The organism is Atlantibacter sp., assembly GCF_032062175.1.
In the GTDB taxonomy this organism is placed as follows: Bacteria; Pseudomonadota; Gammaproteobacteria; order Enterobacterales; family Enterobacteriaceae; genus Atlantibacter.
The window spans coordinates 42,812-59,575 of record NZ_DAMBQK010000008.1 but is presented as its reverse complement, the minus strand read 5'-3'; the positions used below and the strand labels follow the sequence as shown (position 1 = coordinate 59,575).

At 51.1% G+C, this 16,764-nt stretch carries 10 protein-coding genes; 2 read left to right on the top strand and 8 right to left on the bottom strand.

Annotated features, from left to right (window positions below; translation table 11 throughout):
- Positions 1 to 180 precede the first annotated feature (180 nt).
- Positions 181 to 3,006 (top strand): excinuclease ABC subunit UvrA, encoded by a 2,826-nt coding sequence (uvrA, locus tag RT120_RS09635; protein ID WP_312982130.1) that lies wholly within the window; start codon positions 181 to 183, stop codon positions 3,004 to 3,006.
- 44 nt (positions 3,007 to 3,050) lie between these two features.
- On the opposite strand, the gene RT120_RS09630 is transcribed toward uvrA, so the two are convergent.
- From RT120_RS09630 to dnaB, 8 genes are all read right to left on the bottom strand, one after another.
- The gene (locus RT120_RS09630) at positions 3,051 to 5,240 is read right to left on the bottom strand and encodes a filamentous hemagglutinin N-terminal domain-containing protein (RefSeq protein WP_312982128.1); all 2,190 of its coding nucleotides are present in this window, start codon (positions 5,238 to 5,240) and stop codon (positions 3,051 to 3,053) included.
- A 446-nt stretch (positions 5,241 to 5,686) separates the two neighbouring features.
- Positions 5,687 to 6,040, bottom strand: coding sequence for an MmcQ/YjbR family DNA-binding protein (locus RT120_RS09625; protein ID WP_312982309.1), 354 nt, complete (start codon positions 6,038 to 6,040; stop codon positions 5,687 to 5,689).
- Between the two features lie 2 nt (positions 6,041 to 6,042).
- On the bottom strand, positions 6,043 to 6,459 hold the full coding sequence (locus RT120_RS09620) for a secondary thiamine-phosphate synthase enzyme YjbQ (protein ID WP_312982126.1): 417 nt from the start codon (positions 6,457 to 6,459) through the stop codon (positions 6,043 to 6,045).
- A 127-nt stretch (positions 6,460 to 6,586) separates the two neighbouring features.
- On the bottom strand, positions 6,587 to 8,275 hold the full coding sequence (locus tag RT120_RS09615; protein ID WP_409515037.1) for a ShlB/FhaC/HecB family hemolysin secretion/activation protein: 1,689 nt from the start codon (positions 8,273 to 8,275) through the stop codon (positions 6,587 to 6,589).
- 152 nt (positions 8,276 to 8,427) lie between these two features.
- Positions 8,428 to 11,163 (bottom strand): filamentous hemagglutinin N-terminal domain-containing protein, encoded by a 2,736-nt coding sequence (locus RT120_RS09610; protein ID WP_312982123.1) that lies wholly within the window; start codon positions 11,161 to 11,163, stop codon positions 8,428 to 8,430.
- Between the two features lie 455 nt (positions 11,164 to 11,618).
- Positions 11,619 to 12,812, bottom strand: coding sequence for an aromatic amino acid transaminase (gene tyrB, locus RT120_RS09605; protein ID WP_312982122.1), 1,194 nt, complete (start codon positions 12,810 to 12,812; stop codon positions 11,619 to 11,621).
- A gap of 113 nt (positions 12,813 to 12,925) precedes the next feature.
- The gene (gene alr, locus RT120_RS09600; RefSeq protein WP_312982120.1) at positions 12,926 to 14,005 is read right to left on the bottom strand and encodes an alanine racemase; all 1,080 of its coding nucleotides are present in this window, start codon (positions 14,003 to 14,005) and stop codon (positions 12,926 to 12,928) included.
- Positions 14,006 to 14,164: 159 nt separating this feature from the next.
- A complete protein-coding gene (gene dnaB, locus RT120_RS09595; RefSeq protein WP_125294743.1) occupies positions 14,165 to 15,571 on the bottom strand; it encodes a replicative DNA helicase in 1,407 nt (468 codons plus the stop codon).
- A 139-nt stretch (positions 15,572 to 15,710) separates the two neighbouring features.
- On the opposite strand from dnaB, the gene RT120_RS09590 reads away from it, so the two are divergent.
- The gene (locus RT120_RS09590) at positions 15,711 to 16,694 is read left to right on the top strand and encodes a quinone oxidoreductase (protein ID WP_312982118.1); all 984 of its coding nucleotides are present in this window, start codon (positions 15,711 to 15,713) and stop codon (positions 16,692 to 16,694) included.
- Positions 16,695 to 16,764 lie beyond the last annotated feature (70 nt).

The window sequence follows — 16,764 nt, the reverse complement described above, 5'->3', positions numbered from 1 at the left end:
CAGTATTCCAGAAAAAAGCGCCAGTACGACATTTTCGCACAAAACGCGGGAAGATGCATTCCAATACTGTATATCCATTCAGGTCAAATTGTGTCATAATTAGCCGTTTCTGGCAGCCGGTTCTCTTTTCTTGCGCAACATGAAAGACCAGGCAAACAGCGTTTCTACCGGGAAAGGTGAATGGATAAGATAGAAGTACGGGGCGCCCGCACCCACAATCTCAAGAATATCAATCTCGTCATCCCCCGCGACAAGCTTATTGTCGTGACAGGGCTGTCGGGCTCAGGCAAATCCTCACTGGCTTTTGACACTCTGTATGCCGAAGGGCAGCGTCGCTACGTCGAATCGCTGTCGGCGTATGCGCGTCAATTTCTGTCACTGATGGAAAAGCCGGATGTCGATCATATCGAGGGGCTCTCCCCTGCGATTTCCATCGAGCAAAAATCGACGTCGCATAACCCCCGTTCCACGGTGGGCACCATTACTGAAATTCACGATTATCTGCGCCTGTTGTTTGCTCGCGTCGGCGAACCGCGCTGCCCGGATCACAACGTCCCACTGGCGGCGCAAACCGTTAGCCAGATGGTGGATAACGTGCTGTCGCAACCGGAAGGCAAGCGCCTGATGTTGCTGGCGCCGGTGATCAAAGAGCGTAAAGGCGAACACACTAAAACCCTGGAAAACCTTGCAAGCCAGGGGTATATCCGCGCCCGTATCGATGGCGAGGTGTGCGATCTTTCCGATCCGCCGACGCTCGAACTGCATAAGAAGCACACCATCGAAGTCGTTATCGATCGTTTCAAAGTACGTGAGGATCTGGCGCAGCGTCTGGCGGAATCATTTGAAACCGCGCTGGAACTCTCTGGCGGCACGGCGATGGTGGCGGATATGGATAGCCCCGACGCAGAAGAAATGTTGTTCTCGGCTAATTTTGCCTGCCCGGTGTGCGGGTATAGCATGCGCGAGCTTGAACCGCGTCTGTTTTCGTTCAACAACCCGGCAGGCGCATGCCCGACCTGCGACGGCCTGGGCGTTCAGCAATATTTCGACCCGGATCGCGTGGTGCAAAACGGCGAGCTGTCGCTGGCTGGCGGCGCGATCCGCGGCTGGGATCGCCGTAACTTTTACTATTTCACCATGCTGCGCTCGCTGGCGGATCACTACAAATTCGATGTGGAAACACCGTGGAATGAACTGAGCTCTACCGTCAAAAACGTCGTGCTTAACGGTTCAGGGCGAGAAACCATCGAATTTAAATACATGAACGATCGTGGCGATACCTCCGTGCGCCGTCATCCGTTTGAGGGTGTGCTGCACAATATGGAGCGCCGCTATAAAGAAACCGAGTCTTCTGCCGTACGCGAAGATTTGGCGAAATTTATCAGCAACCGCCCCTGCGCCACGTGCGAAGGCACCCGTCTGCGTCGTGAATCGCGCCATGTATTTGTCGAAAACACCGCGCTGCCGACCATTTCTGATATGAGCATCGGCCACGCGATGGACTTCTTTACCAATCTGAAACTTTCTGGCCAGCGTGCGAAAATCGCCGAAAAAGTGCTGAAAGAAATTGGCGATCGACTGAAATTCCTGGTCAATGTCGGTCTGAATTATCTGACGCTCTCCCGTTCGGCAGAAACGCTGTCCGGTGGCGAAGCCCAGCGTATCCGTCTGGCAAGCCAAATCGGCGCGGGCCTGGTGGGCGTGATGTATGTGCTGGATGAACCGTCAATCGGTCTGCACCAGCGTGATAACGAACGCTTGCTGGAAACCTTAATCCATCTGCGCGATCTCGGTAACACGGTGATTGTGGTGGAACATGATGAAGACGCGATTCGCGCCGCCGACCATATTATCGATATTGGTCCTGGCGCGGGCGTACATGGCGGCCAGGTGGTCGCTGAAGGCACCATGAAAGACATCATGGCGGTTCAGGAATCGCTGACCGGTCAGTACCTGAGCGGCAAACGTGAAATTGCGGTGCCGAAACAACGCGTGCAGGCGGACCCGGCGAAAGTGCTCAAACTGGTGGGCGCAAAAGGCAACAACCTCAAAGACGTGACGCTGACGCTGCCGGTGGGTCTGTTTACCTGTATCACCGGCGTATCCGGTTCGGGTAAATCAACGCTGATCAACGATACGCTGTTCCCGATTGCCCAGCGCCAGCTTAATGGCGCGACTATCGCCGAGCCTGCGCCGTATCGCGAAGTTCATGGCATGGAGCATTTCGATAAGGTTATCGATATCGATCAGAGCCCTATTGGCCGTACGCCGCGCTCTAACCCCGCGACCTATACTGGCGTGTTTACGCCGGTGCGTGAGCTGTTTGCCGGTGTGCCGGAATCGCGCACACGCGGCTATACGCCGGGACGTTTCAGTTTTAACGTGCGCGGTGGCCGCTGCGAGGCCTGCCAGGGCGATGGCGTAATTAAAGTTGAAATGCACTTCCTGCCGGACATCTACGTGCCGTGCGACCAGTGCAAAGGCAAACGCTATAACCGCGAAACCCTGGAAATTAAGTACAAGGGCAAGAGCATTCATGAAGTACTGGACATGACGATTGAAGACGCGCGTGAGTTCTTCGATGCTGTCCCTGCGCTGGCGCGTAAGCTGCAAACGTTGATGGACGTGGGGCTCTCCTATATCCGTCTCGGGCAGTCTGCCACCACGTTATCCGGCGGCGAGGCGCAGCGTGTGAAACTGGCACGCGAACTGTCAAAACGCGGCACCGGCCAGACGCTGTATATCCTGGATGAACCCACTACCGGCCTGCATTTTGCCGATATCCAGCAATTGCTCGACGTGCTGCATCAGCTGCGCGATCAGGGTAATACCATTGTGGTGATTGAACACAACCTGGACGTTATCAAAACTGCAGACTGGATTGTGGATCTCGGCCCGGAAGGCGGTAGCGGCGGCGGCGAAATTCTGGTTTCCGGCACGCCTGAAACGGTGTCGGCATGCAAAGAGTCCTATACCGCGCGCTTCTTAAAGCCCTTGTTAAAATAAAAGAAATGCCCCGCATCAGCGGGGCATTTTATTATCGGTAAAGATTAGTGATGTGAAATCGGTGTATGTGAACCATCGTCGTTTGAAGGCGTATGTGATCCACCGCCAGATGAGCCACCATTATCCGGTTGTACTGGCGTATAGTCAGGCGTGATTGTTCCCTCGTTCTTCACGCTTGCAGCACTGATTTTGACGCTGTTGCCTTTAATAACAGCAGACTTTTCATTCGTCAGCGTATTTACGCCGAAGTAAATGTCGCCATTACTGTTTATTTGGCCTTTATTGGTGACGTCCTGACCGTACCAGTTAATGCCTTTATTACCGTAAACGTTGCCTTCGTTAATAAAGTTCACGCCCTGGAGGTTCATTGTCACCTGCCCATCCGCCCGCATTTTCCCTTTATTAGTAAAGGTGACATTTACCGGCTGATGCGATTTTATAAAACCGAAATTCAAATCGTTAGCAGCCTGAATAAGGCCAGCATTATCAAACCCGCTACTCATCATCAGGTCCAGATTATGACCCGCGTTCACCACCCCGGTGGTATCCGCAATGTATTTGCCCGCCGTCAACGCCATGTTCCCTGTACTTTCAATAATACCGGCAGTGTTGTTGACTTGACTCCCATAATTAATCGACAAATCACTCGCCGAGCCGATAACCCCACCCTTATTGGTCATGGTATTTGACCCTGATACGTCCAGCGCAACACCGTCGCCTGACGAGCGGATAATACCATCATCATTATTAAGCGTGTCAGCATGTACATATGAAGTGTTATTTATATAAGGTGAATGGGTATCATTGGTCGGCCTCAGCACACCGCCAGCATAAATCCCACCTTTCTGATTATTGTCACCCTTAAACTGAGCGCTGTTGCTATTATTCAATGTCCCGGCATTTAACGAAAGTTGCCCATCCGTTTTAATCAGGCCGGCATCATTGTTGATCACCGAACTTTGTACATAGAGATCGCCATTTGAAACAATGTTACCCTGATTATTATCAATGGTGTTTATCGTCGTTTTGGTATGGTAATCGTAGCTGTAACTCATCGACATATCGTCCCCGCTGTGGATATTACCACGGACGTTATTGAGTTCTGAGCCGACGAGAGACATTCTTCCCTGGGAAGTGATATAGCCATCCTGGTTATTCAGAGCATCGGAGCGGATTGTCACTGCATTACCTGCCACGCTACCGTTTTTATTGTTGAACTCTCCTTGAGTAGAAATGTTCAACGTATCATGAGCCTGAATAACAGAATTTTCATTATTAAGCGACGCGCTGTCCAAAATGATATTGTGGCCTGCCTGAATACGACCGCCGTTATTATCCAGTTTGCCATCAACTGAAATAGCAATATCATCTGTCGCCGTTAAATCAGCGTGATCCAGACGCACACCAACACCTGATTCGGTACCAATCATATTGATCTTGCCGACATACATTGAACCCAGCGTTGAAACATCAAGTGCCAGTGCCGGCGCATCGCCTTCCCCTTCAATCTGGGTGAGAGTGCCATCCTTATCAAGATGATTCTTGCCAGTCACAATGTTGAGGGTTTTCGCTTGCAAACCCGCATTGATTTTCACCGAACGCGCAATAATATCGGTATATATCGGCATACCCGCATTACTGGTATTCATGCCGTTACCCGTGATCTCAACCTGGCCGCGTTTCACGTCAAGACCGGTCAGTTTGCCATTTTCGTCAACAGTCGGCGTACCCGTCGTCAGCGTAGCACGGCTGGTATTGATAAAGCCGCAGCCGTCACAGGTAATACCCGATGGGTTAGCGATAATGACCTGGGCAGATTTACCCGCGACTTCTACCATGCCATTCAACTGGCTCGGATCGGAAGAGCGCACTTCATTAAGAATGATGGTTGCGCTTTGCCCTGCCAGATTGCTGTTGCCGTTGATATTACCTGCGAGCTGAGTGTTGGTGTTAGTTGTGCTGTTATTCAGGACCACACCATTTTTATCTACATTGAATTCAGAATAAATATTGTGGGATACACCCTGATCGCTGGCTTTATTAATATCTACGATCGTTGCGCCGCCAGCACCTGTATGGATGCCAGGTTGATTAGCAGCGCTGGTATCCGCAGTGATAGCTGCATGAGTGGGTTGGACCATGCCCAGTGCCAGTAATGTAGCGAAGCATACAGGGCCTAGCGTAGCATGCAGCGTTGATTTATTTTTCATGTTTTTTAATTTCCTGTTTTGCATTTTATTCTCCTTTGACACCATATTATAAAGCCCCTTGTCATTCACCAAATGTATTAGTTGAAATATTTCATCAAAACCAATAATAAATAATGAATTTCACCGGGCGCGTTTTTATTATGAGGAGAATAATTAAAAATCCCAATACAAAACGAAATAACTTACTAAAAAAAACATTTTAAAATACATTACCGCCAACTATCAATTCATCCTAATAAATGAAGCAATGCGACTTAATTTGGTCAAACCATTCGTAAAGCAATATGAATTAAAGAAGTCATCCGTTGTTTAGTTCAAAATAAAACTTTTTGATAACCATAGGGGAATATTTTATTTATTAGAGATCCATTACTAATCGCTATCGCATAATTTTTTTGATTAAGACAGTTACTCTCATCTATTTCTACTTTTATAAAATCAGCGTAGGGCCAGAGCCCTACGCCATCCCGCTAGACAGAAAGCTGTTGCCGGGTTTGCTCGGGTAATAGCCCCAGCGCCTGTTGATAAGACGCATCGACCAGATAATAAATTTGTGAATCTGGCAGGCTGCCATCTAAATACAGCGTGCTCCAGTGCGCCTTGTTGAGATGCGCGCTCGGAAAAACATCTTCATGTTTCTGCCGTAGCAGATCGGCAAGACCAGGGCTGGTTTTCAATGACACCGCCTGGCGGTCATTAACATCATGCACCATCGCGTACAGCACATCCGCCACTTTAATCTGAGTTGCTTTCCAGTCGCTATGTACACTTTGTTCAGCGCCTGGTTTACTCATGCAATATTGCAGTAGCTCCGAGTTGGTCATCATTATTCCCCTTGTAATGTGGCGACAATACGGCGTGAACCGCCGTCGATGCGATGTTCCCCTAACCAAATCCCCTGCCATGTGCCAAGCTGCACCCGACCATTTTTGACGGGCAGCAACAGCGAAACACCCAGGGTTGACGACTTAATGTGTGAGGGCATATCGTCAGGCCCTTCATCGTCATGTTCCCAGGAGGCGTTATCCGGCACCGCCTGAAGAAAATAGCGCTCCATATCGCGGCGAACCGAAGGATCGCAATTTTCATTAAGCGTGATAGAAGCAGAGGTGTGCTGAAGCAGCAGATGCAGTAGCCCGACTTTGATGTCTGAAAGCGCGTCTATCTGGCTGAGGATTTCTTCCGTGATGAGGTAAAAGCCCCTCGGCCTCGCTTTTAGCGCCAGAGTCTGTTGCAACCACATAAGCTACTCCCTTAATAGAAATCAGTTCTGTTAAGTGTGTAGCCTAATGGTCGAAAGGTAAAATAAGGAAGGTGATTTATCGGCGAACAGGCTGAGATAATCGAGCGTATTTGCCTGTCGCCCTGGCTCAATATTGCCATTGTACGGCAAAGCCGACGCTGACCGGGCTGGTATGCAATTCATCAGGTTTTAACAACGGGACGCCGACAAAAAGATCATAGCCAAATTTACCTTTAACGCCTCGAACGCCTGCCGCCGCGCCCGCGATGTGCTTGCCGCTCCAGTAATCGTTTTTCGACCCGCTCACTTCGCCATAATCCACGCCAATATAAGGCTGCATCCCCCATTCCGGTAGATTCAGGTTAATGTCGTTACGCAAATACCAGCCTTTGTCGGCATAAAGGGTGTTTTCACCGTCGAACCCCCGTACGTTCCAACGGTTGCCCAGCGTGAATTTATCCGGCTGAGTCAGGCGATCGGGCGTGGTTTGCTTCATAAAGTGCGGTTCATAGCTCATCGACAGCCCGCCGATTTTAAAGGGGAAGGTGCCATCCGCGCCCAGGGTAAATATCCGCGCCAGCCTGTCTGCGCTGCCAGCCATTTCTTCAGCATCTGGCTTCTGGCCGAACCAGGGAGCAGCATGCTGATAGCCCATGTTGGCTTTAAGCTGCCCAAAGGAGAAATAAGCCAAATGTTCAAGGTTGAGTTTCCAGGCACTGGTATCACGCTTCTGGACTTCCACTTCCACATCATTCAGAAAGTAACTGGAATCGCGCTTTATCGCTTTCAGGCTGAGCGTCGTTTTTTGGCTGGCGCTGCGATAAATCACCCGGCTGAGTTGGGCGGTGATCAGTTTTTCAATGCCGCTATAAAGATAGCTAAAATCACCGCTGCGAATGGTCTGGGTGTAGCGGTATTTACTGCCATACAGCTCCATTAGCCAGTAGCCCCAGGGAATAGAATAATATGCGGAAACGTTATCGCTGCGGCGACCATCTTCATTTTTCATTCCTCCGCCATAGGCAGCATAAAACATGTCGTTCAGCGAGGAGGGGTTATCCAGATAGAATGCCAGGCCGCCCTGATAGCGCCCGGTATATTTGCTGCCTGAATCATCAGCCCAGGCGCCAAGACGCCAGGATTTAAGCTGTTTACGGTTCACTTCCACTTTCGTTTCACCGGCATTTTCACCAGGCACGAGGTTGATTTGCGCCGTGCTGCCTGGGATACGCTGTAAATTTTCAATCCCCTGCTCAAGGCCGCGTAGATCCAACAAATCGCCTTTCTTTTCGGGGAAGTTATTCAGTGCGTGTATATAACTTCCCGAACCGTCTTTGAATTCGATTTCACTTATTTTTCCGGGCAGAAACCGTAACGCCAGCGTACCGTTGCCGAGATCCTGATTAGGCACCAGAACGCGGGTGGTAATAAAACCGTGGGAGATCAAGCGGTTTTGCACCGCTTTATGCAGAGCTTTAATCCCATTGATGCCGATGCATTTCCCTTCAACCTGATGGGTCAAATCACGGAAAACCATCCAGTGTGGAAGCGCATCTCTTTCTTCCAGCGTCACGTGTTGTATGGGATAGCAGTTTTTTTCTTCCGGCAGGATAAGTTCATCGCTAACGCGTTCTGCATCTGAAGTCAGCAGCGATTTTGACTCTGGCGTAAGCTGGTTGCGCCTGGCCTCATCCTGTTGTTGCTGGCTTAACGCCTGTTGATTGACCGTGGCTTCTGCATAAGCGGGAACATTGATCCCGGTAAGCACGCATAAAATGGCGATATTGATCCTGCAGCGACGAGTTACCACATTCAATCCTTTGATTCTTATCCTGGTAGCCGCGCTCTTCAAAATGCCGCGCAGAAATGATGACAACCTCTTCGCGTAGCGCGAAGATTACAGCGATTTATAGTAAATCAATTTAAAAAGCCCCATATCGTATGGGGCTTGAATATTATCTGATTAATTTACCAAGCCGTGGCGATAATGTAGCCGCCCGGATAGAAAATAATATCCTGAACCAGGTGACCGTTATACATATCGCCCGGAGCGTAGACTACGCCATCTTCCCATACGCCGTTCCCTGCAGGCGTACCGTTCGCCTGTGTATCGGCAGTATTCGTTCCGTTATCGGTGTTGCCGTTATCGGTGTTGCCGTTATCGGTATTACCGTTGTCGGTGTTGCCGTTGTCGGTGTTGCCGTTATCGGTATTACCGTTGTCGGTGTTGCCGTTGTCGGTGTTGCCGTTATCGGTATTACCGTTGTCAGTATTGCCGTTGTCGTCCTGGTTATTACCGGTCTGAGTAATCGTACCCATATTGTTAACGTAACCCGTTGTAATAACTTTATTACCGGTAATTTCCCCTGATACGTTATTGTTAATACCTCCGTCGGCGTTCAGATGAACATCACCTTCACTGGTAATCACACCCTCGTTATTAATATAACGCGCATCTACGCTCATAATGTTGCCCGCATCCAGCGACCCTCTGTTATAGAAGTTTGCGCCGTCCATATGCAGATTAAGCGAATTGCCTGCAGAGATCTTACCGAAGTTATCAGCAGTCACAGGGGAATAATCGTAAGACATGGCGGTTACATTGACATTATTACCCGCCAGAATGCTACCTGAGTTGCTGAAATAATTATTTGCCATCACGTTAGCATCGCGATTTGCTGAAATTTCGCCATTCAGATCGTTGATCAGCCAGGATGCGTTGATATCTGATGAACCATCAGCATGAATCTGACCATTGTTGTTCAGATTATTAGCGTACATGGCGATATTATTGCGGCTATTGATCGTGCCGCTGTTGGTCAGTGAACTCATCTGCCAGTTCATTTGATTAGCGGTGATGCTACCGCTATTAACAAAATCACTGCTGCTCATTTGAACAATCAAATTCCCCGCTGCATCAATGATGCCGCTGTTCTGCGCCGGAGAACTGTAATTATACCAACCCTGGGAATCCAGATTCAGGGAAATATCCTGTCCTGCTTTGATCAGACCGGCATTCTGGAAAGAATTAGAGACAGAGATATCAGCACGTTGGCCTGCTTTCATGACGCTGTTTGCGTCAGAAGAATAGGCGTTGGTATAAATGCTTAGATCTTTGTCAGCAGACAGAGAGCCGGATGCGTTATCTAACAAGGCATTCATTCCGCTGACCATCAGGGAACCGTTACTATGAATATCACCACCGCGGTTTGAAATGTTGTAATCAGCATTGATATTCAACATATCGTCAGCGCCATTCGCGATAATAGTGCCGTCATTATTATTCAACATACTCGCGTTGATGGAGCTCCAGGACGTTTTGTTCACGTTGCCTGAAGAAATCACGCCATGATCGTTAATAAGCATGTCGGTATTAACATTAAGCGCGCCCTCGCTGGTCAGATGACCGGCTGAGTTATCAACATTCGCAATATCAATATTGATATTGCCTTTAGCGGTGATGTTACCGTTACGGTTGTTCAGGCCATCGCCTGGGTTGCCGTTATAGTAATTATTTGTCGTTGAACGATTCAACGACAAATCGCCGCCGCTGCTGATATTACCGTTAAAGTTATCCAGTGAATCAGCGGTTACATTAACGCTGCGGCTACCCTGAATGTTGCCTTTATTATTCAGCGTGTTTTTGCCATTAACATTGACATACTGGCCGGTAATTTTTCCCTGGGTGTTATCAACAGTACCATTCGCGTTTACCGAAACCATGTCGTTGGAAACGATCTGTCCGTTACGGTTTAGCACGTCGTTGGCATGCAACTCGACGTTATTAGCACCACTAATACGACCGCCATTGTTTTCCAGCACGCCGTTGGTATCAATAGACAGCGAGTCATTGGCAGTCAGATCGGCATGATCGATACGCACACCCACGCCCGCTTCAGTGCCTTTCATGTAGATTTTGTTGGCATACATGGAGCCCAGGCTGGAAACATCCAGTGCCAGCTGCGGCGCATTGCCTTCGCCTTCAATCGCCGTTACCCGGCCATTTTTATCAAAATGGTTGCTGCCGGTGGTGATATTCAGCTCGTTCGCTTTAAGCTGAGCATTCACTTTCACGGAACGCGCGATGATATCGGTGTACTGGGTAGAAGACGTATCCATCCCTTTACCCGTAATCACCACCTGGCCTCTCTTCACGTCAAAACCATTCACATTACCTTTGGCATCAAAGGTCGCGGTGCCCGTAGAGAGCGTAGCGTGATTGGTATTGATAAAGCCGCAACCATCGCAGGTAATGCCTGACGGGTTAGCGATAATCACGCGGGCAGATTGACCCGCCACTTCCACCATGCCATTTAACTGGCTCGGGTCAGAAGAGCGCACTTCGTTCAGAATAACTTTCGCGCTGCCATTCGCCATATTCGCGTTGCCGTCAATCTGGCCAGCCAGTTGCGTGTTAGTGGAAGCTCCGCTGTTGTTCAGAATAACGCCATTCTGATCCACATTGAATTGTGAATAAACGTTATGGGAAACACCTTCTGCACTGGCTTTGTTGATGTCGACAATTGTCGCGCCATTGGCATTGGTGTGAATAGATGGCTGCTGAGAAGATGAATTATCAGCAATAATCGCTGCCTGTACCGGCATAACCATACCCAGCGCCAGCATAGTGGCGAAACATGCCGGCGCCATTTTTGCGTGTAAAACCTGTTTATTATTAGAACGACGCACAATAGTAATACTCATAAACTTATCCTTGTAAAACAATGCTGTTTTTATACAACCCTTTTTATTTTTGCTTTATGCTGAAGCAGATATTGCTTGCAGAAAGCGAAAACTGCGTCTTTATATTATTGTTGGGACTTAGAGGCTAATTGGCATTGTAAAAAAATATATTGCTCATGAAGAATAAATTAAGGAAAAGCGATCACTTTTAATCATAAGTGTATAATTCAGCGATGTGATATATTTATCGATGCAATGAGATTTTAAGAATGTATTTAAAATTCTCGCTTTAATTTCTTTGATGCTGAGAGATTTTTGTTCATATAATCACAGTAAACCATATGATTTACTGTGATTATATATTTCCCGGCATTTACAAATGAAAATATTGATCTCATAACTTATCAATGAAATGCCTGAAAGAAAGCATCGCCAAACTTTGCAATGCTTTCTTATAAACCAACGGATGCCGTGTATTACATCACGGCAGCAAACGCCTGGGCTACACGATGTACATTACGGCTGTTAAGCCCGGCGACGCACATGCGGCCGCTGGCGATCAGGTAGACACCGAACTCATCACGCAACCGATCCACCTGCGCCGTACTCAATCCGGTATAGCTGAACATACCGCGTTGTTGAAGCAGGTAATCGAAGTTGCGGCCAGGTACCGCTTCTTTGAGCACATCTACCAGCGCCTGACGCATCGCCAGGATACGGATGCGCATCGCTTCCACTTCCGCCAGCCAGTTGGTTCTCAGTTCATCATCACCCAGAACCAGCGCCACCACCTGCGCACCAAAATTCGGCGGGCTGGAGTAGTTGCGACGCACAGTAGCTTTAAGCTGGCCCAGCACGCGACTGGCCGTTTCCGTATCTTCGCAGACAATCGACAGGCCCCCGACGCGCTCGCCATATAGCGAGAAGATTTTAGAAAATGAATTGCTGACCAGTGCCGGCAAACCCGCGCTGGCGATAGCGCGGATCGCGTAAGCGTCTTGCTCCATGCCTGCGCCAAAGCCCTGATAAGCGATATCCAGGAATGGGATCAGCTCACGCGCTTTCAGTACCTCAATCACTGCATCCCACTGGGCGTTATTGAGATCGGAACCAGTCGGGTTGTGGCAGCACGGATGCAGCAGCACAATGCTGCGCGCAGGCAGGGTATCGAGTTTCTCCAGCAACGCCTCAAAACGTACGCCTTTGGCGTCGTTATCAAACCAGGGGTAAGTACTTACTTCGAATCCAGCCCCTTCAAATATGGCAACGTGGTTTTCCCACGTCGGGTCACTGACCCACACGCCGGCATCAGGAAAGTAGCGTTTCAGGAAATCCGCGCCGACTTTTAGCGCCCCTGAACCGCCCAGCGTCTGAATAGTCGCCACGCGCTGTTGCTGGAGTACAGGATGATCGGCACCAAAAAGCAGCGGCACAATGGTGTGACGGTAGCTATTTAACCCTTCCATCGGCAGATACAGCGATGCGCCATGCGGCTGCGCGTTCAGGCGCTCCTCAGCCCTGGCGACGGCCTGAAGCTGCGGAATAATACCGTCTTCGTTGTAATACAGTCCGATGCTCAGGTTCACTTTATCGGCGCGAGGATCTTCTTTGAAACGCTCCATCAAAGACAGAATGGGGTCGCCCGCATAGGCGTCAACTTTTTGAAACACGCTGAGGTACTCCTGGTTTACGGTGTAGTAACGTCACACAATAAACCGGAGACCACAGGAGATCGAGAGGAAGTTTGCAATGCCGTTTCTGCGAGGAGAAACGGCCTGTGGCGTTAATCGAGGTAGCGCGTCGCCATGCGCGGCGTTAACCGGGTGATAAGTTCGTAAGCGCTCACTTTTGTCATGGCAGCGATACGTTCAACGGGCAAACCTTCCCCCCACATCACTACACCGTCACCCACCCGATCCTGCGCATCCGGGCCGAGGTCGACGCAAATCATATCCATCGCCACGCGCCCAACGATGGGCACTTCGCGGCCGTTAACCCGTACCGGCGTACCGGACGGCGCGCTGCGCGGGTAGCCATCGCCATAACCCAGCGCAATCACGCCCAGCCGGGTATCACGCTCGCTGACCCAGGTACCGCCGTAGCCCACCGGTTCGCCCGCTTTGTGCTCGCGCACGGCGATCAGGCTGGAGGTCAGCGTCATCACCGGTTTAAACCCGACGTCTTCGCCCCAGGGTTTGTTATCCAGTGGAGAGACGCCGTAAAGAATAATGCCGGGGCGCACCCACTCAAGATGGGATTGTGGCCACAGCAGGATGCCGCCCGACGCGCCAATAGAGCGCTGGCCCGGCTTCCCTTCGGTGAATTGATTAAAGATGGCGAGCTGTTTTTCGGTTGCGCCGCACTCCGGTTCATCGGCGCGGGCAAAATGGCTGACGATATTCACCGGCTGACGCACGTTTTTACAGGCGCTAAGCCGGGCATAGAACGCTTCGGCGTGTTCCGGCAGTACGCCCAGACGGTGCATGCCGGTATCCAGTTTCATCCAGACGGTGACGGGTTCATCCAGCGTTGTCTGTTCCAGCGCCGCCAGTTGCGCCTCATTATGCACTACCGTGTGGAAACCTTCGCGGGAGATAGCTGGCAGATCGTCGGCATTGAAGAAACCTTCGAGCAGCAGGACAGGCTGTTTGATGCCCCCTTCCCGCAAACGCAGCGCTTCTTCCAGGCGGGCAACGCCGAAGGCATCGGCGTCAGTTAAGGTACGCGCGGTCTCCAGTAGACCGTGACCATAGGCGTTTGCTTTCACAACCGCCACCATGCGACTGTCCGGAGCCAGTTCGCGCAGGCGTTGCAGGTTGTGTCGCAGAGCGCGGCGGTTAATCACTACGGTTGCCGCTTGCATGTCATTCCTTGCATTTGTGTGGATTTCATGGGGAATCCCCTAAATCATTCGCGTTGCAGCAAGGCGGCGAGTGCGTGAATCCCCAGGAGCTTACTTAAGTAAGTGACTGGGGTGAGCGCGCGAAGTCAACGCACCTGCGGCGAGAATGATGACGGGGATTTATTCGTCGTCGTATTGGGGGCCTGCGTAATTATCAAACCGCGACCACTGCCCGTTAAACGTCAGCCGCACCGTACCGATCGGCCCGTTACGCTGTTTACCAATAATGATTTCCGCGATCCCTTTCAGGTCGCTGTTCTCGTGATACACCTCATCACGATAGATAAACATAATTAAGTCGGCGTCCTGTTCGATGGAGCCGGATTCACGCAGGTCGGAGTTAACCGGGCGTTTATCGGCACGCTGTTCCAGCGAGCGGTTAAGCTGGGAGAGCGCCACCACCGGCACCTGCAACTCTTTCGCCAGCGCTTTCAGCGAGCGGGAGATTTCAGCAATTTCCAGAGTACGGTTATCGGAAAGCGACGGCACGCGCATCAATTGCAGGTAGTCGATCATGATCATGCTTAACCCGCCGTGCTCGCGGAAAATACGCCGCGCGCGGGAGCGCACTTCGGTGGGCGTCAGGCCGGAGGAGTCATCAATATACATATTGCGCTTCTCAAGCAGGATGCCCATGGTGCCGGAGATCCGCGCCCAGTCTTCGTCATCCAACTGGCCGGTACGGATACGCGTTTGGTCCACGCGCGACAGCGACGCCAGCATACGCATCATAATCTGCTCGCCGGGCATCTCCAGGCTGAAAATCAGCACCGGTTTATCCTGCAACATGGCGGCGTTTTCGCACAGGTTCATGGCGAAGGTGGTTTTACCCATTGAAGGACGTGCCGCCACGATAATCAGGTCGGAACGCTGCAACCCGGCGGTTTTTTTGTTCAGATCCTGGTAGCCGGTATCGACCCCGGTTACACCGTCATGAGGCTGCTGGTAGAGCGTTTCGATACGCGCCACCGTCGCTTCGAGGATCTGATCGATACTCTTTGGGCCTTCGTCTTTATTGGCGCGGTTTTCAGCAATCTGAAACACCCGCGACTCCGCCAGATCCAGCAGGTCTTCGCTACTGCGCCCCTGCGGGTCGAAACCGGCATCGGCGATTTCGTTGGCGACAGAAATCATGTCGCGGACCACTGCACGTTCGCGCACGATGTCGGCATACGCACTGATGTTCGCGGCGCTCGGCGTGTTTTTCGATAACTCCGCCAGATAGGCGAAACCACCGACGCTATCAAGCTGCCCCTGTTGCTCTAACGATTCAGACAGCGTAATCAGGTCGATGGGTTTGCCCATCTCCTGTAAACGGTGCATTTCGGTAAAGATATGGCGATGCGGGCGGGTATAGAAATCTTCCGCGACGACGCGTTCAGCCACATCGTCCCAGCGTTCGTTATCCAGCATTAAACCACCCAACACCGACTGTTCCGCTTCAATCGAATGCGGGGGGATTTTCAACCCGGCGACTTGCGGATCGCGAGGCTCAGTGGGTTTGTTGAAGGGTTTATTTCCTGCCATAGTGAATGGAGTTACCGAGTTAGATTAGGGGGACGGGCATTATATACCCTGGGGAAACAAGTTGCATCGCGCACAAACCCGCAATGCCGCGTGATTTCACGAGGTACCCGCGCCCAAACGATATGACAGCGGAGGATACATGGCAATACGCATTGAGTTTCAAAAGCATGGCGGCCCCGACGTGCTCAAAGCGGTTGAGTTCACCCCTGGCGACCCGGCGGAAAATGAAGTCCAGGTCGAGAATAAAGCCATCGGTATTAACTACATCGATACCTATATCCGCAGCGGGCTATATCCGCCACCAGCGCTGCCCAGCGGCCTGGGAACCGAAGCCGCTGGCGTGGTAAGCAAAGTCGGCAAAGGCGTTACCCATATCAAAGCGGGGGATCGCGTGGTGTATGCCCAATCGTCCCTCGGTGCCTACAGCGAAGTACACAACGTCCCTGCCGATAAAGTCGCCTTGCTGCCCGACGCCATCTCTTATGAACAGGCCGCCGCGTCATTCCTGAAAGGGCTGACGGTGTTCTATCTGCTGCGCAAAACCTATGAGATTAAACCCGACGAACCGTTCCTGTTCCACGCGGCGGCGGGCGGCGTGGGGCTTATCGCCTGCCAGTGGGCCAAAGCGCTGGGTTCAAAACTGATCGGCACCGTCGGCTCTGCGCAAAAAGCGGAACGCGCCAAACAGGCCGGTGCGTGGCAGGTTATCAACTATAAAGAAGAAAGCATCGCTGAACGGGTACGCGAAATTACCGGCGGCAAAAAAGTGCGGGTGGTTTACGACTCGGTGGGTAAAGAGACCTGGGAAGCGTCACTGGACTGTTTGCAACGCCGCGGCCTGATGGTCAGCTTCGGTAACGCCTCGGGGCCGGTGACTGGCGTCAATCTCGGCATTCTCAACCAAAAAGGCTCATTGTTTGTCACGCGTCCCTCGCTGAACGGCTACGTCACTAACCGCGCAGAACTGGAAGAAGCCAGCAACGAACTGTTCTCGCTGATCGCCAGTGGAGTAATCAAAGTGGATGTATCGCCAGAGCAACGTTTTGCGTTAAAGGATGCGCAAAAAGCCCATGAAACGCTGGAAAGCCGAGCAACCCAGGGCTCCAGTTTGTTGATACCGTAGAAAGAATTAGGGCTTCCCGCAGGAAGCCCTTTCTTTTTATAGTTCGCGCCGTATGTAGGGTACAGCTGCG